Genomic DNA, 23,792 nt, shown 5'->3' with positions numbered 1-23,792 from the left:
AAGGCCTGCAACGCAGGAGCAAGTTACCGCCAGACGGGCCGAATTTTTCCGCGACCCGTTTCCAATTTCGTCACGTTTCACGGTTAACACCTCTAACATGACCCTTCGAAATACCCTCCTCCTCGCCGCCGTCGGCGCTTCCGTCCTGGCCGCTCCAGCCTTTGCCCAGGGGCAGTACGGTGGGCCGAACTACAGCCTGCCGGGCGCGCAGCAGGATGATGCTACCGGCACCCTCCCGCCCGCGCCTGTCGGCGGCTATGGCGAGGCGCCTCCCGGCTATTCGGATCCATACTCGCGCCAGCAGGCGCCGGTGCGCCGCGATCAGGTCGAGCGCACGGACCTTCCCGCGCCGGGCCAGCCCTATCCCCAGCAGGCGTATCCGCAGCCGGCCCAGCAGGGCTATCCGCAGCCCGCGCCCGGCGGCTACGCCCGCGGCCCGGTGGCGGTGACGCCGGATGCCGGCCCCTATCCCGGCGCGGTGCCCGCCCAGGGTCAGCAGGCCTACGGCGGCCAGCCTGTCTACAATGCCGCCCCCGACCTTTACGGACGGCAGGCGACGCCCACCGCCTATGAGCCCGCGCAGCCGGCCTATGGCCAGCAGCCCGGCTATGGCGGCTCCGGCCGCGGCGCCGTGGATCAGGATGCGCTCTATGCCAGCCTGAACACCGCGCCTGCCCCGGCCGGAACCTATGGCCCCAATTCCGCCGTGGTGCCCGGGACGACCGAGGCGCCGTCCGGGCCGCGCATCGAGAATGTCGACCCGACCGAGCCGGTGCCCGAGCGCTTCCGCCGCCAGACCGTGGACTATGTGACCACCCAGCCGGCGGGCACCATCGTCATTGATACGCCGAACACGTACCTCTACTTGGTGCTCGGCGGCGGCAAGGCGATCCGCTACGGCATCGGCGTGGGCCGCGAGGGCTTCACCTGGGCCGGCACCGAGAAGATCACCGCGAAGAAGGAATGGGCCGACTGGCGCCCGCCGTCCGAGATGATCGAGCGCCAGCCTTATCTGCCGCGCTTCATGGCCGGCGGCCCCGGCAATCCGCTCGGCGCCCGCACCATGTATCTCGGCGGCACCATCTACCGCATTCACGGCACCAACGAGCCGCAGACCATCGGCAAGTTCGTGTCCTCCGGCTGCTTCCGCATGCTGAACGCGGACGTGGAAGACCTTTACGATCGCGCCAAGGTCGGCACCAAGGTGGTGATCCTGCCGAAGGCCAATTCCGCGCCGCAGGCCAATGCCGCTCCGGTCTCCACCGCCTCGACGGGCAAGCCCGCCCAGCGCTGATTTCGGCCCGGCCCGCCGGGACAGACAGGTTTCAGACGGCCCGGCCCCCGCCGGGCCGTTTGCGTTTGTGCGCCGGACGAGGTTCTGCCCGTCCTCCGCAATCTGCCGGAGCCGAAGCCCCCTGTGCGCGGCGTTCCGCTTCGATATGATGCCACGGCAGCGATGACGCTGACTGGAGAGGCACATGTCGACGCCCGTTTCCACTCCCGCTTCCACGATGGCCGACCAGTTGCACGCCGTGCGCGCCAGTTGGGGCTGGTTTGCCGTCCTCGGCATCGCCTTCATCGTGCTCGGCTTCATCGCCCTCGCGCACGTGCTCGCCTCCACCGTCGTCACGGTGCTCTATGTGGGCGCGCTCATCATGGTGGGCGGCGTGGTGCAGGTCATCCATGCCTTTCGGGTGCAGGGCTGGGGCCGCTTCTTCTACTGGCTGGTGGCGGGCGTGCTCTATGTCGTGGCCGGCGGCCTGATGATGTACAACCCGCTGCTCGGCGCCGGCGTCCTCACGCTGATGATCGGCGTGGCGCTGGCGGTGGAAGGCATCTTCCGCCTGTTCGCCGGCTTCGGCTCCAAGCACGGCAAGGGCTGGGGCTGGATCGTGGTGTCCGGCATCGTCACCCTGCTGCTGGGCCTCATCATCATCGCCCGCTGGCCGGTGAACTCGGTCTACATCCTCGGCCTGTTCCTTGGCGTGGACCTCATCGTCAACGGCGTGGGCACGCTGATGTTCGGGCTCGCCCTGCGCGAGAAGAAGAACTGAGGCCACCCTCGGTTCGACGTCGGAAAAACAGCCCCGCCCGTCCGCGGCGGGGGCGATGCCGGGAACGGGCGGGGCGCACGGCCCCGGGGGACGTCGGGGCGCGTTCTGATTGAGATGGCGGGCATCATTCCGCCGGCTGCGGCAGCGCGGCCGGCGCGGGCTCCTCGTTCGTGACCTTCACGCGGAACCAGGTCGCATAGAGCGCCGGCACCACGAGCAGGGTCAGCACGGTCGCGACCAGCAGGCCACCCATGATGGTGACCGCCATGGGCCCCCAGAACACGCTTTCCGCCAGCGGGATCATGCCGAGCACCGCAGCAAGCGCGGTGAGCACCACGGGCCGCGCCCGGCGCAGCGTCGCCTCCACGATGGCATGGTGGGGCGTCGCGCCGTCGCGGATGTCGTGGTCGATCTGGTCCACGAGGATCACCGTGTTGCGCATGATCATGCCGGCCAGCGCGATGAGGCCGAGCAGCGCCACGAAGCCGAACGGCTTGTGGGCGATGAGCAGGGCCGCCGCCGCGCCGATGAGGCCAAGCGGCGCCGTCGCCAGCACCAGGGCGAGGCGCGAGAAGCTCTGCAGCTGGATCATCAGCAGCGTGAGCATGACGATGATCATCACCGGGAACACCGCCGCCAGCGAGGCATTGGCCTTGGCGCTCTCCTCGATGGAGCCGCCGGTCTCGATGCGATAGGCGGGCGGCAGCTCGGCTTTGAGCGCCGCCAGCTTCGGCAGGAGGCGGGTCGTCACATCTGGCGGCTGCACACCGTCGCGCACGTCGCCGCGCACGGTCAGCACGAGGTCGCGGTCGCGCCGCCACAGGATCGGCTCCTCATGGGCATAGCCGATGCGGGCGACCTGTCCGAGCGGCACGGCAAGGCCGTTGCGGGTGGTGACGGTGAGCGCGGCGAGATGCTCCAGGTCCACCCGCTCCTCCGGCACGGCCCGCGCCATCACATCGATGAGCAGATTGCCCTCGCGCAGCTGGGTGATGGCGTAGCCCTGCAGCAGGGTCTGCAGCGTCTCGGCAATGTCGCGCGGCGAGGTGCCGAGCGCGCGGGCGCGGTCCTGGTCCACGGTGAGGGTGATGGACTTGACCTGCTCGCCCCAATTGAGGTGCGGGTCGATCACGTCCGCGTCGGACGCCATCACGAGGCGCACCTTCTCGGCGATGTCGCGCACCGCGATGGGATCCGGCCCCACCACGCGGAACTGCACCGGGAAACCCACGGGCGGGCCGAACACGAAGCGGTCCACGCGCACCCGCGCCTCCGACAGCGCGCCTTCCGCCAGCTCGGCATCGAGCCGGGCCTTCAGCCGCTCGCGGGCCTCCACATCCTTCGCCACGATCACGATCTGCGCGAAGTTCGGGTTGGGCAGCACCGGATTGAGGCCCAGCCAGAAGCGCGGCGCGCCGCGGCCCACATAGGTGGTGCTGGTGGCCACGTCCGGATCCTCGCCCACCAGCGCCTCCGCCTTCTTGGCGGTGGCCTCGGTGACGGAGATGGAGGTGCCCTCCGGCAGCCGGATCTCCAGGAACAGCTCGGGGCGCGTGGAGGTGGGGAAGAACTGCTGCTGCACCAGGCCGAACGCCACCACCGAGCCCGCGAACATCGCAACCGTCGCGCCGATGACCATGAAGCGGTGGCGCAGGCAGAATTCCAGCGTCCCGCGCAGCATCCGGTAGAGACGGCCGTCGTGCATCTCGTGATGCCCGCCCGCCTTCTTCATGTCCGGCAGCAGCACGGTGCCGAGATAGGGGGTGAAGATCACCGCCACGAACCACGATGCGATGAGCGCGATGCCCACGACCCAGAAGATGCCGCCGGCATATTCGCCCGACGACGACTTGGCGAAGCCCACCGGCAGGAAGCCGGCCGCCGTCACCAGCGTGCCGGTGAGCATGGGGAAAGCGGTGGATGTCCAGGCGTAGGTGGCGGCGGACATGCGGTCCCAGCCCTCCTCCATCTTCACCACCATCATCTCGATGGCGATGATGGCGTCATCCACGAGGAGGCCGAGGGCGATGATCAGCGCCCCCAGCGTGATGCGGTGGAGGTCCATGCCCGCCGAGAACATGATGAGGAAGACGATGGCGAGCACGAGGGGCACCGAGAGCGCCACCACGATGCCGGTGCGGAATCCCAGCGACAGGAAGCTCACCACCAGCACGATGACGAGGGCTTCGAGGAACGTCTTCAGGAACTCGCCCACCGATTCGGAGACGATGTGCGGCTGGTCGGCTACCTGCGTCACGTCGATACCGTGGGGCAGTTCCGAGGTGGCCTCGGCCATGGCGCCCTTCAGCGCCTCGCCGAGGGTGAGGATGTTGGCGCCCTGCGCCATGGAGACGCCGATGCCGATGGCCGGCAGCCCGTTCTGGCGCATGAGGAAGGAGGGCGGGTCCTCATAGCCGCGCCGCACCGTGGCGATGTCGCCGAGGCGCAGCAGCGCGCCGTTCACCGCCACCGGCACCTCGGCGATGGCCTCGACGCCGGTGAAGGCACCGGTGACGCGCAGATTGATGCGGTCGGAGCGTGTATCCACCGCGCCACCCGCCACCACGGCGTTCTGCCGGGCCACGCTGTCGAAAAGCTGTGTCGGCGTGATGCCGAGATTGGCGAGGCGGGCGTGGGAGAATTCAATGAAGATCTTCTCCGGTCGCTCGCCGATCAGATCGACCTTTTCCACATCGGGCACGCGCAGCAGGCGCTGGCGGATGATCTCGGCCTGCCGCTTCAGCTCGGCCGGCGCCGCCCCCTGCCCGCTCAGGATGTAGAGGGCGGAATAGACGTCGCCATATTCATCGTCGAAGCCGGGACCGATGACGCCGGCGGGCAGATCGCCGCGCACGTCGGAGACCTTCTTGCGCACCTGGTACCAGAGGTCCTTGACCTCCTTGGCCGGCGTGTTGTCGCGCAGGAACACCTGCACGAAGGAAACGCCGGGGCGCGAATAGCTCTCCACCCGGTCGAGGTGCGGCAGCGATTGCAGCTTCTTCTCGATGGGATCGGCCACCTGCGCCTGCATCTCGGAGGCGGTGGCGCCGGGCCACGCCGCCTGCACCACCATGACCTTGATGGTGAAGGAGGGATCCTCGGCGCGGCCGAGGTTGAAATAGGAATAGGCCCCCGCCGCACCCAGGAGGATGATGGCGAACAGGGTCAGCGCGCGGTGGGTGATGGCCCAGCGCGAAAGGTTGAAGCGCGAGGCGCCGCCCTGCGAGGAGCCGGACGCCGGATCATGGGGGGAGCCGGCGGCGCTCACCGGCGCTGCTCCGCTACGCTTGTGCCGAGCGCGGGCGCCTGCGCCCGGCGGGTCTCGATCGCCGGCAACCGCTCGACCACCTCTGTCACCGCGGGCGCCTGCACCGTGCGCACCTTCTGTCCGGGCAGCAGGGTCTGCACGCCGAGCACCACCACCGCATCCCCCGGCGCGACACCGCCGGAGAGCAGCACTTCGTCGCCCGTATAGGCCGCGATCTCAACCGGGCGGGCGACGATGGCATGGCTCGCGCCATCCACCACGAACACCTGCGGGCCATGCCCGCGATCAATGAGGGCCGAGAGCGGCAGCCGGGCCACCTGCTGCTGGTCCTTGGGGCGCAGCGTCACGGTGGCGGTCATGCCCAGCGCAACGGTTTCATCCGCGCCCTCCAGCGTGAAGCGGGCGGGATAGGTGCGGGAGGTCGCGTCCGCCTGCGGCGACAATTCCCGCAGCCGCGCTGGAATGCGCCGGCCGGGATCAGCCCAGAGGGTCACGACGGCATCGGCCGTGCGGGCATCGGCGAGCGCGGTTTCGGGCAAGGAGACCAGCGCCTCCTTCTCGTCGAGGCGGGCGACGCGCACGATGGTCTGGCCGGAGGCCACCACCTGCCCCGGCTCGGCCGAGGTCGCGACCACCACGCCCGCCGCATCGGTCATCAGGTCGGCATAAGAGAGGCGATTCTCCGCCAGCTCCAGCGAACGCTTCGCCCGTTCGAGGCGGCCGATCGCCTCGTCCTTGGCGAGCGACTTGCGGTCGAGATCGGCATTGGAGGCGGCGCCCTTGGCGGTCAGCGCCCGATAGCGGGTGTCCTCGATCGTCGTCTGGGCGAGATTGGCGGTGGCGGCCTGCATCTCCGCCTTGGCACTTTCCAGTTCCAGCTTGAGATCTTCCCTGTCGAGCTGAGCCACCACAGTGCCGGGCTCGATCCGGTCGCCCACCTCCACCAGCCGCTGCACGACCTTGCCCCCGACCCGGAAGGCGAGGTCGATCTCCCGGCGGGCGCGGACCACGCCGACGAAGCTCTTCTGCGTCTCGCGCGGGCGGAAGGCCACGGTCGTCACCTGCACCGGACGGGCGATGATGGCCGGAGCGTCCTTCGACGCGGAAGCCTCACCCGCATTGGCCGGATTTTCCTGCCCGCATCCCGCGAGGAGAGACGCGGACGCGGCGAACAACAGCGCGGCCATGCCCTTCAGGCGGCGGCCGGATCGGATCGGAACGGCGAGGCGGGTCATGGAACGATCCTGTGGCTCGAAGCCTATCGACTATGAATTCAACACTGACGATTTTCGTCGATCATCACTTTTACGACGCAGAAAGGCGCTCCGCTCACTCCTGTCAGGGGAGAGACGAACGCTCGACCTCGATACTTCTCAGAATGAAACGCAGGCTCTCGCTCAGCGCGCCTTCCTGGTCCTCGTCGCCGATATTCTGCGCGACCAGCACGGGATGGCAGAAGCGGATCAGCGCGCTCTGGATGTACCGGCTGACCTTGCCGGGGTCATGGGCCACGAACACCCCTTGGGCGATGCCGTCGGCGAGGACGCGGGCGGTCAGGTCGCACAGGCGCGCCTTGTGCGCTTCTATGGCTTCCCAATTGTTCTCGATGGCGACCAGCACCATGTCGTGCACGCGCCGCTCCTCAAGGAAATTCTCCTTGTGATAGCGCATGATGGAGAGATAGGCGGCGAGAATACGCTCCTGGGGCGAACCCCCGTCCGCAACCGCAGCCGCCACCTCCGCCTCGCTCTCGATGAGGCAGCGGCTGCAGATGGTCGCGACGATCGCGGTCTTGGAGGGAAAGAAGCGGTAGACGTTGGCCGCCGACATGCCAAGCTCGGCGGCGATATCCGCCACCGCCGTCTTGGCGAAACCCATGCGGCGGAACAATTCCTCCGCCGTGCGCGCGATGCGCTCCCGGGTCTCGTCCGCCGTCTCCTTCACCCTGATGTTCACGCCAATCTCCAAAAACTGACGATTATCATAAATCGTCAGACTTCTAAATCCAAGCCCGAGATTCGCGCCGTCGCAAATTTTATCCCCGCCCTGTCGGCGCGTCGCCTGCGCCTGCGTCCTCCGAGGGACCCAGAGCCGGGACCGGGGAGGACAAGAGATGGCGCAGAAGGTGCTCATCCTGATCGGAACGAAGAAAGGCGCGTTCATTCTGGAGAGCGACCCCGCCCGGAAGAGCTGGGCGCTGCGCGGTCCGTTCTGCGACACTTGGCCGACCAACCATGTGGTGGGCGATCGGGCCTCCGGCCGCATCTATGCCGGCGGCGGGAATGAATGGTTCGGGCCGGCGGTGTGGCAGTCGGACGATCTCGGCGCCACCTGGACCCATTCGTCCCGCGGCCTCGCCTCTGCCGAGGGCGAGGCGCCGGTGAAATCCGTCTGGAGCCTCGCGCCGGGCGCGAACGGCACGCTCTACGCCGGGGTCGAGCCGGCCGGCCTTTTCCGCTCCGACGATGGCGGCGAGAGCTTCACCGCCCTCGATAGCCTGCAGAAGCACCCGTCCCGCGGCGATTGGGGTCCCGGCGGCGCGGGCCTCATCCTCCACTCCCTCGTGCTCGATCCGGACGATCCGGAGGCGCTGTGGGTGGGCATCTCCGCCGCTGGCGTCTTCCACAGTGCCGATGGCGGACGCACCTGGAGCGCGCGCAATCGGGGCACCCGCGCGGACTACATGCCCGAGGACCAGCGCTATCCCGAGCACGGCCAGTGCGTGCATTGCGTGGTCAAGGCGCCGGGCCTGCGTCATCGGCTCTATCAACAGAACCATTGCGGCATGTACCGCTCCGACGACGGCGGCATCTCGTGGCAGAGCATCGAGCAGGGCCTGCCCTCCAGCTTCGGCTTTCCCGCCGCCGCCCATCCGCGCGATTCCGAAACGCTGTTTCTCGTGCCGCTCAACGGCGACACCGCCGGCCGCTTCATGCCGGACGCGAAGGCCGCCGTCTGGCGCACCCGCGACGGCGGCGCCTCATGGCAGGCGCTGCGGACGGGACTGCCGCAGAAGGACGCCTATTTCAACGTGCTGCGGCAGGCCATGGCCACCGACACGCTGGAGCCCGCCGGCGTCTATTTCGGCACCGGCTCCGGCGAGATCTATGCCAGCGCCGACGAGGGCGAGAGCTGGACGCGGCTCGCCCAGCACCTGCCCACCATCTCCTCCGTGGAGACGCTGGTGGTGGAGGCCTGAGCGGTGGCGGAGGAAGCCGCACCGGTGAAGGTGCGCCTGCCGGCCCATCTCGTCCGGCTGTTTCCGGAGGGGGAAACCTATGTCGAGCTGGAGGCGCGCACGGTCGACGAGATGATGCGCCAGCTGGAGGCCCTGTGGCCAGGCATGCGCGACCGGCTGTGCGACGAGCGCCCCGCCATCCGCCGGCACATCAATGTGTTCGTCGACGGCCGGCGGGCGCGGCTGGACACGCCGCTGCGGCCCGGCGCGGACGTGTTCGTGCTCACCGCCATCAGCGGTGGCTAGAGTTACCGGCCGTCGGCGATGAGGCAGCCGGGCGGAAACTCCGTCCCATCCAGCGCCGCAACCACGCATTGCGCCGAGATGAGGTTGCCCCGGGCCAGCGCCTCGGCGCTGGAGCCGGAGGCATGGGCGGTGGCCACCACATCGGGCCGCGCCGCCAGCGCAGCGGCGACGGGGAGCATCGCGGCATCGGCCTCGGCCTCGAACACGTCCAGCCCGGCGCCGCCGATGCGCCGCGCCTCCAGTGCCGCCAGCAGCGCACGGTCATCCACGAGGCCGCCACGCGAGGTGTTGATGACCACCGCGTGGGGCTTCATGGCAGCGAGCGCGGCAGTGCCGATCATGTGCCGGGTCTCTGAGGTCAGCGGCGCGTGGAGGCTGATGATGTCGCTCTGCGCGATGAGGTCGTCCAGCGGCACATAGTCCACGAAGGGGAAGTCGGGGTCGGGGGTGCGGGTCGCCACCAGCACCTTGGTGTCGAAACCGTGCAGGCGCCGCGCCACCGCTTTTCCGATGCGGCCGAGGCCGACGAGGCCCACGGTCTTCCCCGTGAGGTCGAAGCCCGAGAGCACCCGCCAGTCGCCGGCTGCGATGGCGAGGTCGCTTTCCTTCAGCCGGCGCAGAAGCGCGAGGATCATCGCCAGCGTGTGATCCGCCACCGCGTCGTCATTGGCGCCCGCCGCGATGGTCACAACGCGGCCCAGCGCCTTGGCCGCCGGCACGTCAACCCGGTCATAGCCGACGCCCCGGCGGGCGATGACCTTGAGTTCGGGATGGGCGGCGAGGATCTCCCGCGTCACCGCGCGCTGGCCGACGATCCAGCCTTCGGCCCCCTCCAGCAAGGCGCTCAGCGCGGCATCCGGAATGTCGGAATCGAGGGCGTCGCCCGGCAGGCCGGAGGGCACAGCGATGCAGCCATGCTCGGCGAGATATTCGGCGGCGGTGGCATCGAACAGGCGGGTGGTGATGAGAACCTTGCGGGGGGCGGGCACGGGCGGGCGACCTTCTCAGCGGGAGATATGTCCCCCTCCTCTCCCGGCTGCGTCGAGAGATCAACCCCCCGGGGGCATGCGCGTCATCTGCGCACGGCAACGGAAAAGGGCGGCGCTCGCGCACCGCCCCGAAGGCGGGCGAGCCGAAGCCCGCCCTGTTCCTGTCCGCGTCAGGCCGCCTGAGCGGTGCTCCCGGCGGTCGAGCCCTCGATGGAGCCTTCGATCGTCTTGGGAGCAGCCGTCGAGCCCGCGATGGGGATGATGCGGGGCTTCTTGGCTTCGGGAATGTTGCGCACGAGGTCTACGTGCAACAGGCCATTCTCAAGCACCGCGCCCTTCACCTCCACATGGTCGGCGAGCTGGAAGCGACGCTCGAACGCGCGCGCCGCGATGCCGCGATACAGCACCTGCGCGCTGTCGGACGTCTCGGACGACGCCTTCTCGCCCTTGAGGGTGAGGGTGTTCTCCTTCACCTCGAGGCCAAGCTCGGCCTCGGTGAAGCCCGCCACGGCCACCGTGATGCGATAGGCGTTCTCGCCCGTGCGCTCGATGTTGTAGGGCGGGTAGGTGGGCGCCGCATCCACGCCGCCGACGGAATCGAGCAGCGAGAACAGACGGTCGAAGCCGACGGTGTTGCGGTACAGGGGAGCAAGGTCAAACGTACGCATGGCATATCCTCCTTTGAAGCGACATGCGGGACCCGCATAGAGCCGGGTCCGGTCAGGCGCCGTCAGGTCTCTGCCCGGCGCCTTTTCGGATGTGGGGAGGCGCTTTTGGGGCGTCAAGGGGTGCCGGCATCGTTCAATCTGAACGGGGGATGAACGGCGGCGCAGGGCCGCGTTCACGCGCTGCAGCTAGACTTTTCCCAACGACATCTGCTCCGTGCGCGGCGTCATCCGCTCGGCGGCGGGGGCAACGGGAGATCGGGCGATGCGGGCCTGTTCGGCCGCCACTGTGGCCTTCTTCCTGATGGCGCTCGTTCCGCCGGTTGCGCCGGCCGCCGCCCAGTGCGGGGCCGCCCCGGCCGCCGCAGAGGTCGACCTTCCGGCGAAGCCGCCGCCCCTGCGCACGCATCACCCCCCCAGCGAGGCCGGGACCCTCGGCTTTCCCTCAGCGACGCCGGCCCGCGCCGCCGCGGCGACCGCCACGCAAATGCCGGATGAGGCCCCGCTTCTGCCCGGTGCCATCTCCCCCCGCGCCTACAGGCCCTACCAGGCCGCTCCCGCCGGCCCCCGTCCACTCACCGCCGAGACTGTGGCTCCGAACCTGGAAGCCCGCGGCTTCCGCCAGATCAGCGGCGTGCGCCAGCGCGGCCAGAGCTTCCTCGCTGAAGCCACAGGCCCCCGCGGCGAGCGGGTGCGGCTGGTGCTGGACGCAGCGAGCGGCGACATCAGCGGCATGCAGGTCATCGGAACCGCAGAGCAACGCTGACGCACGCTCCCCGCCGGCGATGCGGACGAGACGGCGATTGTGGACCGGGCGCCCGGCGTGTAACCCTCAGCCCCAGCAATCCGCAACGAAGCCCGCCTTCACCGCCGCGAGCCTCATGACGCTCTATTCCCTGCCGAACAATCCGGTGCCCGAAGGCGCGATCACGGGCGAGATCACCGCCCGCGACGGCGTGCGCCTGCGCTTCGCCCGCTTCCTGCCGGAGGGCAAGGCAAAGGGCACCATTGCCCTCCTCAGCGGCCGGTGCGAATTCATCGAGAAGTATTTCGAGGTGGTGCGCGAACTGCGATCGCGCGGCTTCGCCGTGGCCGTGCTCGACTGGCGGGGACAGGGCGGCTCGCAACGGCTGCTGCGCAACCGCCTGAAAGGGCATGTCACCCGCTTTTCGGACTATCTGCTCGACCTTGAGGCGTTCGCCCGCGAGGTGCTGCTGCCGGATTGCCCGCCGCCCCACTTCGCGCTCGCCCATTCCATGGGCGGCTCGGTGTTGCTCTCGTCCGTGCTGGAGGGGCACCGCTGGTTCGACCGCATGGTGCTGAGCGCGCCCATGCTGGGGCTCGATTCGGTGCCGTTCGAGGGAATCGTGCGGCCGACCGCCACCGTTCTCTCCCACCTGGGCTTCGCCCGCGCCTTCGTGCCGGGCGGACGCGGGCGCACGCTGGCGCGGCTGAAATTCGAGGGCAACCCGCTCACCTCGGACCGGGGCCGGTTCGACCGCACGCAGGCTCTGGTCACGGCCTATCCGCAGCTCGACCTCGGCGCGCCAACCATTGGCTGGCTCGCGGGCGCCTATTCCACCATGGCCGAATTGACCCATCCCGACGTGATCCCGCGCATCCGCCAGCCGCTGCTCATCATCGCCGCGGGGGGGGAGCGGCTCGTCTCCAACAAGGCGATCGAACACTTTTCGGCGCGGCTCATCGCCGGCGCCCATGTGGTGGTGCCGGCGAGCCGCCACGAACTCCTGATGGAACGCGACATCTTCCGCGCCCAGTTCTGGGCCGCGTTCGACGCCTTCATTCCGGGCACGCCGATCTGAGAGGTGTTACGTTGCCACGCTCAGGCGCCGCGCGGGCTTGAGACCTTGCCACGCTCAGGCGCCGCGCGGGCTGGCTTTGCGTTGCCACGCTCAGGCGCCGCGCGGGCTGGCTTTGCGTTGCCACGCTCAGGCGCCGCGCGGGCTGGCTTTGCGTTGCCACGCTCAGGCGCCGCGCGGGCTTAGCCGCCGGTGAGCTGGCGCAGCGCCGCCTCATGGACCTTGCGGCTGCCGGCCGCGACCACCCGGCCGCCGGCCACCGGCGAACCGCCCTCCCAGCTGGTGACCACGCCGCCGGCCCCCTCGATGATGGGCACGAGGGCGATCACGTCGTGATCCTGCAGGCCGGTCTCGATGACGAGATCGATGAGGCCAGCCGCCACCATGCAATAGGCGTAGCAATCGCCGCCATAGCGCGAGAGGCGCACGCGCTCCTCCACGGTGCCGAAGGCGGCGCGGTCCTCGTCGTTCATGAGGCGGGGGCTGGTGGTGTAGAGCACCGCATCCTCCAGCCGGTCGCAGGCGCGGGTGGCGAGAAGCCGCTCGCCCGCCGGACCGCGATAGCGCGCCGCGCCGCCGTCGCCGAAGAAGCGTTCGCCGATGAAGGGCTGGTGCATCATGCCGTAGACCGGATCGCCGTCCTTCAGAAGGCCGATCAGCGTGCCCCAGGCCGGCAGGCCGGCGATGAAGGATTTGGTGCCGTCGATGGGGTCGAGCGCCCAGGTGTAGGGCGCCTGCGCGGCGACATTCTCGAATTCCTCGCCGATAATGCCGTGGGCGGGAAAGGTGGAGCGGATCAGCGCGCGCATGGCCTGCTCGGCCGCCCGATCCGCCTCCGTGACCGGATCGAACGCGCGACCCGCGCTCTTGTCCTCGATGCCCAGCGCCGTGCGGAAGAAAGGCAGGATGGCCTCGCCCGAAACAGTCGCAAGCTGATGGACAAAGGCGTCGAAATCGACGGCGGTCATGGGGGCTCCGGAAAGGTCGGGCGGACTGGACGTGCCCGCGGCGGGAAGAAAGCGCGGGCGCGGACCGCTGCCAAGGGAAATCTGCTGGGGGCAGTGCCGGATGGGGCGGAGGACGTCCCGCGGCAAAGCGAAGGACAATATTACCGCAACGCAAAACGAGACCCGATCGCTGGATTGCCCCTTGCGGCACCGAATGACCGCATAGGAGGCACATGTCGCGCTCATAACGCGCACAGAATGTGCATATCGATTTCAAGCGATTGAAATTAAATGGTTTTAAAATTTGAACGCTTGCACAAACTATCTGCCTGACACGGGCTTGATGCAAAGGGGGCCGATCGTCATATTGATGCAGCGCGGCATTGCTTGTTGCGGTGCCGCTGCCCTCCTTGGGCGTTTCCTCCCTAGACTTGGGCCGCTGTTCACAGCGGCCCCTTTCTTTTTCGGCGCCCTGTCGCCGAGGGTGGCCCAAGCCAGCGCGCTTGCAGCGCGGGGCACTCTCCTCCCCGTCTCCGCCAGCAGCCGAACACTCGGGCATCCCTTGGGACCGTCGGGTGACCGGACAATCCCCACCTGCGCGCGTTCTCAGTTTCGGTGAGGTTCGGCCGACCGCATCGCGGGAGCCGACTCGCGCCAAGCTGGCGCTTCGGCAAAAAAATCTCGCCGCGCTCGGCCTCGCGCCCGATCGGGGAGCGCAGCCTGCACGATAAAATCCTTTTAAATTTCAATGCCTTGTTCTGGTATACCAGACTGCGACAAACGCGCACTTGATTTATGGCACTGCACTAGGCTATTTGTGCATTGCGACACGGCGATTGGCGTCGCTGTGTCGCTGCCCTCCTTGGGCGTTTCCTCCCTAGACTTGGGCCGTCTGCTCACGCGGACGGCCCCTTTCTTTTTGGGCTGGCCGATCCGGCATTCGCCGTCACCCGCCGCCCTGTCTAGGCCCCTCTCGTTCCATCCCTGGATGCGGTCTTGCGCCGCCATTCGATCCCGTGTCTCGCGGACTTCTTCGCATGGCGAAGCCTGTCCGGGCCGGAATTCGATGGTGCCTGAGTAATTCCTCGGCAGCCGTGCGCAATTGGTAGCCTTGCCATACGAAAAACGCAAGGCACCTTATGCAAAAACGCAGAGCTTTGTCATTCAGCTGCCGCACGGAGCGGGGCGAGGCCCTCCGACACCGCGACGAACAGATCCCCCATCAGGGCGAGAATGTCGGCCTGAACCCGCACAAATCCGCCATTTCGCTCATAGGCGGCCTCGTCCATGTAGAGGCTGCGGTTGAGCTCGATCTGCACCGCGTGCAGCCCGGCGGAGGGGTTTCCGTAGTGCTCAGTAATATAGCCGCCCGCATAGGGCTTGTTGCGCACCACCCGATAGCCGCGGCCGACCAGCGACCGCTCGATGGCGTCCGTCACCAGCTCGCTGCAACTCGTCCCGTACCGGTCACCGATGACGAAATCGGCCCGCGCCACCTCGTCCCGCGCCGAAGAGGAGGGCATGGAATGGCAATCCACCAGCACCGCCATGCCCCATTCGCGCTGGATGCGGCCGACGAGGCGGCGCAAGGTCTGGTGGTAGGGCTTGTAATAGGTCTCGATGCGTTCCAGCCCCTCGTTCACGGCGAGGCGGCGGGGATAGATTTCCTGCGCGTCCCCGACCACCCGCGCGATGGTGCCGAGCCCGCCAGAGACGCGAATCGACCGCGTGTTGGCGAAGGGCGGCAGCCGCCCCTCGAACATGCGCGGGTCGAGTTCGTAGGGCTCGCGGTTGAGATCGAGGAAGGAGCGCGGGAACAGCGCGCGCATCATCGGCGCGCCCAGGGCGACGCAATCGCCGAACAGTTCGTCGACGAACGTGTCCTCGGAGCGGCGCAGGGTTGCAAAGTCGAGGCGGGTCTGCTCGACAAAGCTGCGCGGATAGATCCGGCCGGAATGGGGAGAGTTGAAGAGGACAGGCGCGCGCGCCTCGACCGGAGTGAGCACCTCGAATGCGGGTTCAATGGTGTCGGCGAGACAGGCGGTCATCAAGAACCCAGCACCTTGGATCAATTCCGGAATTCACACGGGCGGCCGGCGGAATGATGGCCCGGCGGGACACCTTTTGTGAAGGGGCGGCGTGGCTTTCACTTCGAATTTACCCGATTGCGGCAGACAGGTCATATGAACCCCCTGCTTCGGCCGGGGGCGGCCAGAACATGACATCAGGGGAAGCGGCGTGGCCAAGATCCTGCTCGCTGAAGACGATAACGACATGCGGCGCTTCCTTGTGAAGGCGCTGCAGAACGCGGGCTATTCCGTCGCCTCCTGCGACAACGGCCGCTCCGCCTACGAACGCATGCGGGAGGAGCCGTTCGAACTGCTCCTCACCGACATCGTGATGCCGGAGATGGACGGCATCGAGCTGGCCCGCCGGGCCACCGAGCTCGATCCGGACCTCAAGGTGATGTTCATCACCGGTTTCGCGGCGGTCGCCCTCAATGCGGAAGGCGAGGCCCCTACCGAGGCCAAGGTGCTGTCCAAGCCGTTCCATCTGCGCGACCTCGTAAGCGAGGTGGGCAAGATGCTGGCGGCGGCCTGAGCCGTCATCCACAGGCCGGACCATCGTCTTACAGACCCGCCTTGCCTCCGGCGATTTGAGCCGATATAGAGGCGGCTCCTGCGAGGGGGCGCGTAGCTCAGCGGGAGAGCACTACGTTGACATCGTAGGGGTCACAGGTTCGATCCCTGTCGCGCCCACCATCCCTCACTTCACCTTCCGGCGGCGATCCGCCCGGCGACATCTGTCGTCCGGGCCTTCATCGTTTCCCGGCGCGGCCATCCGGCACGGTCACGGCGACGTATCAGCTGGGCGCCGTCCGGCGCATTGACGCGCCCCGGCCGAGGCGCCATCTCACCGGCAGCAGCCGAGGACCTGATGATCGACGCTCCCGCCTTCTCCCCCGACACCGCCCATTTTCCCAAGGACCACCCCAAGGTGGCGTTCGGGCGCATCGGCGTGCTCATCGTCAATCTCGGCACGCCGGAGGCGACGGACTATTGGTCCATGCGCGCCTATCTCAAGGAATTCCTCTGGGATCGGCGGGTGATCGAGGTGAACCGCGCGCTGTGGTGGTTCGTGCTCAACGCCATCATCCTCACCAAGCGCCCCGGCCCCAAGGGCCGCGACTATGCCAGCATCTGGAACACCGAGCGCAACGAAGGCCCGCTCAAGACCATCACCCGCGACCAGGCCGAGAAGCTTGCCGCCCATTTCGCCGGCATCGACGACCGCATCGTGGTGGATTTCGCCATGCGCTACGGCAAGCCGCCCATCGCCGAGCGCCTCGCCGCGTTGCAGGCGCAGGGATGCGAGCGCATCCTGCTGGTGCCGCTCTATCCGCAATATGCCGCCGCGACGTCAGCCACGGTTTGTGACAAGGCTTTTGATGCGCTGAAAGCCATGCGCTGGCAGCCGACGCTGCGCGTCGCCCCGCCCTGGCATGACGATCCGGTCTATATCGATGCGGTGGCGCGCGACCTCGAACGGCATCTGGCGGCGCTGGACTTCGAGCCGGAGGTGATCCTCGCCTCCTTCCACGGCGTGCCGAAGTCCTACCTCCTGAAGGGCGACCCCTATCACTGCCAGTGCGCCAAGACGGCCCGCCTGCTGCGCACGCGGCTCGGAATGGACGAAAAGCGCTTCCGCCTCACCTTCCAGTCCCGCTTCGGCCGCGAGGAATGGCTGAAGCCCTATACGGACGAGACCGTGAAGGCGCTCGCCGAGAGTGGCGTGAAGCGGCTCGCCATTTTCAACCCCGGATTCGTCGCCGACTGCCTCGAGACGCTGGAGGAGATCGGCGTCGAGAACCGCGAAATCTTCGAGCATGCCGGCGGCGAGAAATTCGCCGCCATCCCCTGCCTCAATGCGGGGGACGAGGGCATGCGGGTGCTGAAGACCGTGGTGGAGCGGGAATTGCGGGGCTGGGTCGGCTAGCCCCCTCGCCTCACTCCCCCTTCGGCTCCACCTTCGCGGCTTCCCAGCCGAGTATGGCGCGCTTGCGCGTCAGGCCCCAGTGATAGCCGGTGAGATCGCCGCTCTTGCCGATGACGCGGTGGCAGGGGACCACGAAGGAGATGGGGTTCTTGCCCACCGCCGCGCCCACGGCGCGCGCCGCCTTGGGGCTGCCGACGTGCTCGGCGATGCTGGAATAGGTGGTGGCGCGGCCCATGGGGATGCGCAGCAGCGTCTCCCACACACGAATCTCGAAATCCGTGCCGATGAAGACGATGCGGAGCGGCTGGTCGCCCCGGCCGGCGGCGGGATCAAAGATTTGCGCCACCAGCGGCGCGGTGGACGCCGGATCTTCCACATAGGTGGCGTTGGGCCAGCGCGAGCGCATGTCCGCGAGCGCGGCCGCCTCCTCTCCGAGATCGGCGAAGGCGAGGCCGCACAGCCCGCGCGGCGTGGACATGGCGAGCGCCTGCCCGAACGGCGAGGGATGGAAGCCGAAGCGGATCACGAGGCCCGCGCCGCCGGTCTTCCACTCGCCGGGCGACATGGCCTCGTGGACCACAAACAAATCATGCAGCCGTCCGGGACCGGAGAGGCCCAGTTCCAGCGCTGCATCGAGCACGTTGGGGCATTCGGCGACGACGCGCCGGGCGCGATCCAGCGTCACGGCCTGGAGGAACGCCTTGGGCGTGAGGCCGCACCAGCGGCGGAACAGATCGGTGAGGGCGCGGGCGGAGACGCCGGTGGCGGCGGCAATCTCCTCCACCTCCGGCTGCCGGCGCACGTTGCGGGAGATGTATTCCACCGCCCGGCGCACCACGTCGTAGTCGCGGGCGGCGATGTCGAGCGGCGCGGCCGGCGTTGCCGTCAGCGTCGGCGCCGCCGCGGGCAGGATGAGATCGGGGGCATCGAGCGCCAGCACGGCACGTCTCCTTCTGATCGAGCGTTGCCCATCTCAGCAGGCGCCGCAAGGGCCGGCCACCCGATTTCCCCGCCCCGGTCCAGCCTCTCAGGCCGGATCGCGGCGCACGGTCAGCCCGTTGAAGGTCTGCTGCCCGGCCATGCACTGGATGCGGTTGATGTTGACGTGGCGAGGCATGGTGCAGGCGAAATAGACCTGCTCGGCGATATCTTCGGCCGTCATGGGCGTGTATCCGGCATAGACCTTGTCCGCCTTGTCCTTGTCGCCGGAGAAGCGGACCACCGAGAATTCGGTCTCCACGAGGCCCGGCTCGATATTGGTCACGCGCACGCCGGTGCCAGCCACGTCCGCCCACAGGTTCAGGGAAAACTGCTTCACGAACGCCTTGGTGGCGCCGTAGACGTTGCCGCCCAGATAGGGATAGTCGCCGGCGACCGAGCCGGTGAACACCACATGCCCCTCCCCGCGCTCCACCATGGCGGGCAGGCTGGCGCGGACGGTGGTGAGCATGCCCGTGATGTTGGTCTCCACCATGGTCTTCCATTCGTCCATGTCCGCCTTCTGCGCGGGCTCGAGGCCGAGCGCCAGGCCGGCGTTGGCGAAGACGATGTTGTAGTCGGCGAACGGCGCCGGCAGGCTGGCGAAGGCATCGAACGTGGCCTTCTCGTCCCGCACATCAAGCTCAAGCGGTAGAATGAGGTCGCCGAACTCGGCCTTGAGGCTCTCCAGCCGATCGGCCCGGCGCCCCACCGCCACCACCTTGGCACCCGCACTCGCGAAGCGGCGGACGGTGGCGGCGCCGATGCCGGATGTGGCTCCGGTCACGATCAGGGTCAGGGTGCGCGGATCGAGCATGGCCATGGAAAGCTCCAAGCAAGGCAAGGACAGGGGGAAGGGCGCAGAAATCGGGCCGCCAACGTGCGCCGGTCATTAAACCGCCTTAACCATCGCGTCTATCCGCCGCCCTGAAACGGTACCTAAATACGTCATCAGCCTTGCTAACGCCACGATCTCGGGGAAAGGTTCGTTTACCCGCAGCCGGCTAGGGTTCGCGCCTGTCAGTTGCGGTCCGAACGTCAATGGCGTCCCGTGCGAGCCACCCAGGGGCGGGTGGCGGTTTTCGTGCGAAGGCGCTAGGTTGCGGATACGTCCGGAGAACAGTGGATGAAGGTGGTTCTGGTTACGGCGGCGCTGGCGCTGACCCTTGGCGGGTGCAGCACGGAGCTCGACGGCTTCGGGGCGAAGCCGTCCGCCACGGCGGCCAATCGCGTGCTCACGGCGCCGACGGCGGCGGTCGAATCCTCGCCCGTGCCCGGCAACGTGTCCACGGCTGCTGCCGATACCGCCACCGGCGCCATCACGCCGCGTACCACCGCCTCCAACGTGCCCCTCACCCCGCCTCCGGCCAATCCAGGTGCCACCGCCTTCGCGCCCAGCGCGGCGAAGGAGCAGATGTCCGGCTCCTGGAATTTCTCCTGGGACGGCGGCAAGGGCTCCTGCCCGGTCCGCCTCGGCACCGATCGCGGCCTCAGCGGCCTGTCCGCCCAGGCCGACGTCTCCTGCCCCAGCGAGATCTTCATGACCAAGGGCTGGGATATGATGGGCTCGGACATCGTGCTGCAGAACCATCAGGGCAAGGTCACCGCCCGGCTCCAGCCGGATGGTCCCAACCATTACGTCGGCACCATCGCCGAGACCGGCCAGCAGGTCGCCCTCGCCCGCTGAGGCGGGCAACGTCAGGGGCATCCGCTGAGGCGGGCAACGCAGAGGCCTGCGCGGCGCGCCTCACGTCACCGCCTTATCCCCAAATCGCTCCGCGAAGACCAGCTCCTCCAGGGGCAGCCGCTGGCGCCAGCCGGTGCGCTCGAGGTCGGGCGTTGTCGCGAACCCATCCACATAGCCAACGCACAGCAGCGCCACCGGCACGATGGTATCCGGAATTGCGAGGATGCGTCTGAGGTCGGCAAGGTCGAGGATCGACACCCAGCCGACCCCGAGATTTTCCGCCCGCGCCGCCAGCCAGATGTTCTGCACCGCGCAGACGGTGGAATAGATGTCCATCTCGCTCTGGTGGGTGCGCCCCAGCACGACCGGCCCCGCCCTGTCCCGCTCGCAGGTGATGCACAGGAGGAGTGGCGCCGCGCGCAGCCCTTCCAGCTTCAGCGTGCGATAAAGCTGTGCCCGCTCGCCCTCGAACATCTCGGCCGCCTCCGCGTTGGCGCGCGAAAAGGCTTCGTGCAGCGCCACCTTGGTCTCGTCCGAGCGCACCACGATGAAGTTCCACGGCTGCAGGAAACCGACGGACGGCGCCGCATGCCCGGCGGCGAGCACGCGGGCGAGCACCGCGTCGGGCACCGGATCAGGCAGGAAGTTACGGCGCACATCCCGGCGGGCGGCAATGCAGCGGTAGATGGCGGCGCGCTCCTCCGCCGAGAAACTGTCGTCCCGGACCATGGCGCTCTCCCGTACTCGTTCAGTCAATTCGGCGCCGGCGCGCCGGCAAGTCAATCCCGAAGGCCCTGCCTCACACCCCGCCGATCAGCCGCCCCACCGCATCCCGCCACTGGGCGATGCGGCCGGCGCGCACCTCCGGCAGCATCTGCGGCGTGAACCGCCGCTCCAGCCGCCACTGTCCGGCGAACACGTCCGGCGGTGGGAAGAAGCCGCACTCGAGGCCAGCAAGATAGGCGGCGCCGAGCACGGTCGTCTCCTTCTCAACCGGCCGGTCCACCGGCGCGCCCAGCAGGTCGGCGAGGCGCTGCATGGTGAAGTCGGACGCGGTCATGCCGCCGTCCACGCGCAGCACGGTGTCGCCGTCCGGCCAGTCGGCCCGCATGGCATCGATGAGGTCCACGGTCTGGAAGCACACGCTTTCCAGCGCCGCCCGGGCCAGCTCCGCCGGGCCGGTGGCACGGGTGAGGCCGAACAGGGCGCCGCGCACCTCCGGCCGCCAATAAGGCGCGCCGAGCCCGACGAAGGCGGGCACGAGGATGACGTCCTGTCCCGCGTCGGCCTCGGCGGCGAGGCGGTCGCTCTCGCTGGCGGCGGAGATGATCCTCAGCCCGTCGCGCAGCCACTGCACCGCCGCGCCGGCAACGAAGATGGAGCCTTCCAGCGCATAGGTCCGCCGCCCGCCAATCTGATAGGCGATGGTGGTCAGCAGCCGGCTGGAGGAGGCGACGGGCGTGATCCCCGTGTTGAGCAAGGCGAAGCAGCCGGTGCCGTAGGTGGATTTCACCATGCCGGGCGCGAAGCACGCCTGCCCCACCATGGCCGCCTGCTGGTCCCCCGCCACGCCGCGGATGGGGATGGGCCCGCCGAACAGCGCCGGATCGGTGGTGCCGAAGTCGGCGGCGCAGTCCTTCACTTCGGGCAGCAAAGCGCGCGGCACGCCGAACAAGGCGAGGAGATCATCGTCCCATTCCCCGCGATGGATGTCGAAGAGCAGGGTTCGGGCGGCATTGGTGGCATCCGTCACATGCGTTCGGCCGCCGGTGAGGCGATACAGAAGGAAGCTGTCCACCGTGCCGAACGCCAGTTCCCCGGTCTCGGCCCGCTCCCGCGCGCCGGGCACGGCATCGAGGATGTGGGCGATCTTGGTGGCGGAAAAATAGGGATCGAGCAGCAGGCCCGTGCGCGCGCTCACCAGCGCCCCGTGGCCCTCCGCCTCCAGTTGCGCGCAGGTCTCGGCCGTGCGGCGATCCTGCCAGACGATGGCACGATGGATGGCGCGGCCGGTCGCCCGCTCCCACACGAGCGTCGTCTCGCGCTGGTTGGTGATGCCGATTGCGGCGATATCGTAGGCCGTGGCACCGGCCTTCTCCAGCACCGCGCGGCAGCAGCGGAGCACGGTGCCGAAGATGTCCTCGGCCTCCTGCTCCACATGGCCGGAAGCAGGGAAATGCTGCGGCAGTTCCTCCTGCGCCAGCGCCGCGACCGAGCCATCCCGGCACACCAGAAGCGCGCGCGATGAGGTGGTGCCCTGGTCGATGGCGAGAATATAGGCGGCCATGGCGTCCTCCCCTGTTCTGTTTCAGGCGCGGCGCGCCGCCATATAGGCATCGAGCGCCTCCACCGCGTGCGGCGCGGTGCGTAGGCCGAGCTTGGAGCGCCGCCACAGCACGTCGCCGGCGGTCTGCGCCCATTCGCGATCCATCAGATAATCCACCTCGCGGGCGCACAGATGCGCGCCGAACCAGTCGCCGAGGTCGTCCTCCCCGGTGACACCTTCCAGCAACTGGAAAGCCGACGTGCCATAGGCCCGCGCGAGCCGCGCCAGCAGAGCGGGATCGAGCGCCGGGAACGCGCCGCGCAGGGCGCGCACCAGTGTGTCGTAGCCCTGCCGGGGAAAGTCGCCGCCCGGCAGCGGCGCGGTTGCGGTGAAGGGCGCTCCGAGGTGGGGAAAGTGCGGCGCGAGCCGCGTCAGCGCCGCCTCGGCCAGCCGGCGATAGGTGGTGATCTTGCCGCCGAACACGGTGAGCAGCGGGGCGCCCTCCTCCGGCGCGTCGAGGGTGAGTACATAGTCCCGCGTCGCCGACTGGGCCGCGGTCGCCCCGTCGTCATAGAGGGCGCGCACGCCGGAATAGGTCCACACCACCTGCTCGGGGGCGATGGTGGCGGCGAAATACTCGCTCGCCGCCGCGCACAGATAGGCCACCTCCTCCGGCGTCGCGTGCACCTCCTCCGGATGGCCGGAGAAGTCGCGGTCGGTGGTGCCGATGAGGGTGAAGTCGCCTTCGTAGGGAATGGCGAAGATGATGCGGCCGTCGGCATTCTGGAAAATGTAGCAGCGGTCGTGCGCATAAAGCCGCGGCACCACGATGTGGCTGCCCTGCACGAGGCGGAGCGGCGCGTGCGCCTCGCCCCTGCCGGCCTTGAGCACGTCGAGCACCTCGCCCGCCCAGGGGCCGGCCGCATCCACCAGCGCCCGCGCCTTCACCGTATGGGGTCGGCCGCCATGCTCGCTCTCGATCACCCACAGCCCCACCTCCCGCCGCGCGCCGGTGACGCGCGTGCGCGGGCGGATGGATGCGCCCCGGTCGGCGGCATCGCGGGCATTGAGCACCACGAGGCGCGCATCCTCCACCCAGCAGTCGGAATATTCGAAGGCCCGGCCATAGCCCGGCCGCAGCGGCTGGCCGGCGGGATCGTGCCGCAGGTCCAGCGTGCGCGTGGGCGGCAGAAGGCGACGGCCGCCGATATGGTCGTAGAGCCACAGGCCGAGCCGCAGCATCCAGGCCGGACGCAGGCCCGGATGATGCGGCAGCACGAAGCGCAGCGGCCAGACGATATGCGGGGCGATGCCCCACAGCACCTCCCGCTCGGCCAGCGCCTCGCGCACCAGCCGGAACTCGTAATATTCGAGATAGCGCAGGCCGCCATGGATCAGCTTGGTGGAGGCGGAGGAGGTGCCGGAGGCGAGATCGCCCTTCTCGAACAGCACCACGGATAGGCCGCGCCCCACGGCATCGCGAGCGATGCCGCAGCCGTTGATGCCGCCGCCCACGATGGCGAGGTCGAAGACCCGGCCGCTCTCCTCCATCCCGGCCTCCCGGCAACTGGCGTTCCCGCGCCGGCTGACCGCAGCGCCCGACGGCACGCGATTCGGCCGGCACAGAATGCCAGAACC

Annotated in this window: 21 protein-coding genes and 1 tRNA gene; 10 read left to right on the top strand and 12 right to left on the bottom strand. The window is 68.6% G+C overall.

What is annotated here, in order from left to right:
• Positions 1-97: 97 nt before the first annotated feature.
• Together J2126_RS25380 and J2126_RS15955 are read left to right on the top strand one after the other, a co-directional pair.
• On the top strand, positions 98-1,294 hold the full coding sequence (locus tag J2126_RS25380) for a L,D-transpeptidase family protein (RefSeq protein WP_245327375.1): 1,197 nt from the start codon (positions 98-100) through the stop codon (positions 1,292-1,294).
• A gap of 184 nt (positions 1,295-1,478) precedes the next feature.
• Positions 1,479-2,054 (top strand): HdeD family acid-resistance protein, encoded by a 576-nt coding sequence (locus J2126_RS15955; protein WP_209487883.1) that lies wholly within the window; start codon positions 1,479-1,481, stop codon positions 2,052-2,054.
• Between the two features lie 124 nt (positions 2,055-2,178).
• On the opposite strand, the gene J2126_RS15950 is transcribed toward J2126_RS15955, so the two are convergent.
• The 3 genes from J2126_RS15950 to J2126_RS15940 form a co-directional block, all read right to left on the bottom strand.
• Complete coding sequence (locus tag J2126_RS15950; protein WP_348634318.1) at positions 2,179-5,322, bottom strand: efflux RND transporter permease subunit; 3,144 nt, start codon at positions 5,320-5,322, stop codon at positions 2,179-2,181.
• Complete coding sequence (locus J2126_RS15945; RefSeq protein WP_209487882.1) at positions 5,319-6,557, bottom strand: efflux RND transporter periplasmic adaptor subunit; 1,239 nt, start codon at positions 6,555-6,557, stop codon at positions 5,319-5,321. Before J2126_RS15945 ends, J2126_RS15950 begins: the two co-directional genes overlap by 4 nt.
• 103 nt (positions 6,558-6,660) lie before the next feature.
• Positions 6,661-7,278, bottom strand: a complete 618-nt coding sequence (locus J2126_RS15940; protein WP_209487881.1) for a TetR/AcrR family transcriptional regulator — start codon at positions 7,276-7,278, stop codon at positions 6,661-6,663.
• A gap of 157 nt (positions 7,279-7,435) precedes the next feature.
• Between J2126_RS15940 and J2126_RS15935 the strand changes: the two genes are divergently transcribed.
• Positions 7,436-8,521: a WD40/YVTN/BNR-like repeat-containing protein gene (locus J2126_RS15935; RefSeq protein ID WP_209487880.1), complete on the top strand. Its 1,086-nt coding sequence runs from the start codon at positions 7,436-7,438 to the stop codon at positions 8,519-8,521.
• A gap of 3 nt (positions 8,522-8,524) precedes the next feature.
• The gene (locus tag J2126_RS15930) at positions 8,525-8,806 is read left to right on the top strand and encodes a MoaD/ThiS family protein (RefSeq protein ID WP_209487879.1); all 282 of its coding nucleotides are present in this window, start codon (positions 8,525-8,527) and stop codon (positions 8,804-8,806) included.
• Positions 8,807-8,808: 2 nt separating this feature from the next.
• On the opposite strand, the gene J2126_RS15925 is transcribed toward J2126_RS15930, so the two are convergent.
• Together J2126_RS15925 and J2126_RS15920 are read right to left on the bottom strand one after the other, a co-directional pair.
• Positions 8,809-9,795 (bottom strand): phosphoglycerate dehydrogenase, encoded by a 987-nt coding sequence (locus J2126_RS15925; RefSeq protein WP_209487878.1) that lies wholly within the window; start codon positions 9,793-9,795, stop codon positions 8,809-8,811.
• A gap of 170 nt (positions 9,796-9,965) precedes the next feature.
• Positions 9,966-10,463: an Hsp20 family protein gene (locus tag J2126_RS15920; RefSeq protein ID WP_209487877.1), complete on the bottom strand. Its 498-nt coding sequence runs from the start codon at positions 10,461-10,463 to the stop codon at positions 9,966-9,968.
• Between the two features lie 262 nt (positions 10,464-10,725).
• Here J2126_RS15920 and J2126_RS15915 point away from each other — a divergent pair, with 262 nt between their 5' ends.
• On the top strand, positions 10,726-11,226 hold the full coding sequence (locus J2126_RS15915) for a hypothetical protein (RefSeq protein WP_209487876.1): 501 nt from the start codon (positions 10,726-10,728) through the stop codon (positions 11,224-11,226).
• Between the two features lie 115 nt (positions 11,227-11,341).
• The gene (locus J2126_RS15910; RefSeq protein ID WP_209487875.1) at positions 11,342-12,283 is read left to right on the top strand and encodes an alpha/beta fold hydrolase; all 942 of its coding nucleotides are present in this window, start codon (positions 11,342-11,344) and stop codon (positions 12,281-12,283) included.
• A gap of 179 nt (positions 12,284-12,462) precedes the next feature.
• On the opposite strand, the gene hisN is transcribed toward J2126_RS15910, so the two are convergent.
• Together hisN and J2126_RS15900 are read right to left on the bottom strand one after the other, a co-directional pair.
• Complete coding sequence (gene hisN / locus J2126_RS15905; protein WP_209487874.1) at positions 12,463-13,248, bottom strand: histidinol-phosphatase; 786 nt, start codon at positions 13,246-13,248, stop codon at positions 12,463-12,465.
• Between the two features lie 1,139 nt (positions 13,249-14,387).
• Positions 14,388-15,275, bottom strand: a complete 888-nt coding sequence (locus tag J2126_RS15900; protein ID WP_209487873.1) for an N-formylglutamate amidohydrolase — start codon at positions 15,273-15,275, stop codon at positions 14,388-14,390.
• A gap of 190 nt (positions 15,276-15,465) precedes the next feature.
• On the opposite strand from J2126_RS15900, the gene cpdR reads away from it, so the two are divergent.
• From cpdR to hemH, 3 genes are all read left to right on the top strand, one after another.
• A complete protein-coding gene (gene cpdR / locus J2126_RS15895; protein ID WP_209487872.1) occupies positions 15,466-15,828 on the top strand; it encodes a cell cycle two-component system response regulator CpdR in 363 nt (120 codons plus the stop codon).
• Positions 15,829-15,914: 86 nt separating this feature from the next.
• Positions 15,915-15,989, top strand: a tRNA-Val gene (locus J2126_RS15890).
• Positions 15,990-16,164: 175 nt separating this feature from the next.
• Positions 16,165-17,223 carry a ferrochelatase gene (gene hemH, locus J2126_RS15885; RefSeq protein ID WP_209487871.1) on the top strand — a complete coding sequence of 353 codons (1,059 nt, stop codon included), beginning with the start codon at positions 16,165-16,167 and terminating at the stop codon, positions 17,221-17,223.
• Positions 17,224-17,233: 10 nt separating this feature from the next.
• Here the strand turns inward: hemH and J2126_RS15880 are convergent, their stop codons facing one another.
• Both J2126_RS15880 and J2126_RS15875 read right to left on the bottom strand, forming a co-directional pair.
• On the bottom strand, positions 17,234-18,163 hold the full coding sequence (locus J2126_RS15880) for a methylated-DNA--[protein]-cysteine S-methyltransferase (protein ID WP_209487870.1): 930 nt from the start codon (positions 18,161-18,163) through the stop codon (positions 17,234-17,236).
• An 87-nt stretch (positions 18,164-18,250) separates the two neighbouring features.
• Positions 18,251-19,024, bottom strand: coding sequence for an SDR family NAD(P)-dependent oxidoreductase (locus tag J2126_RS15875; protein WP_209487869.1), 774 nt, complete (start codon positions 19,022-19,024; stop codon positions 18,251-18,253).
• 303 nt (positions 19,025-19,327) lie between these two features.
• Here J2126_RS15875 and J2126_RS15870 point away from each other — a divergent pair, with 303 nt between their 5' ends.
• Positions 19,328-19,888 (top strand): protease inhibitor Inh/omp19 family protein, encoded by a 561-nt coding sequence (locus J2126_RS15870; protein ID WP_209487868.1) that lies wholly within the window; start codon positions 19,328-19,330, stop codon positions 19,886-19,888.
• Between the two features lie 60 nt (positions 19,889-19,948).
• Here J2126_RS15870 and bluB read toward each other — a convergent pair whose 3' ends face one another.
• The 3 genes from bluB to glpD form a co-directional block, all read right to left on the bottom strand.
• Positions 19,949-20,617: a 5,6-dimethylbenzimidazole synthase gene (bluB, locus tag J2126_RS15865; protein ID WP_209487867.1), complete on the bottom strand. Its 669-nt coding sequence runs from the start codon at positions 20,615-20,617 to the stop codon at positions 19,949-19,951.
• 70 nt (positions 20,618-20,687) lie between these two features.
• Positions 20,688-22,175, bottom strand: coding sequence for a glycerol kinase GlpK (gene glpK / locus J2126_RS15860; RefSeq protein ID WP_209487866.1), 1,488 nt, complete (start codon positions 22,173-22,175; stop codon positions 20,688-20,690).
• Between the two features lie 21 nt (positions 22,176-22,196).
• Positions 22,197-23,705 (bottom strand): glycerol-3-phosphate dehydrogenase, encoded by a 1,509-nt coding sequence (gene glpD / locus J2126_RS15855; RefSeq protein WP_209487865.1) that lies wholly within the window; start codon positions 23,703-23,705, stop codon positions 22,197-22,199.
• Positions 23,706-23,792: the final 87 nt, after the last annotated feature.

Origin of the sequence: Xanthobacter flavus, from assembly GCF_017875275.1 — a bacterium.
GTDB lineage: Bacteria > Pseudomonadota > Alphaproteobacteria > Rhizobiales > Xanthobacteraceae > Xanthobacter > Xanthobacter flavus_A.
The sequence above is the reverse complement of the archived record's forward strand: the minus strand, read 5'-3'. Positions and strand labels throughout refer to the sequence as shown.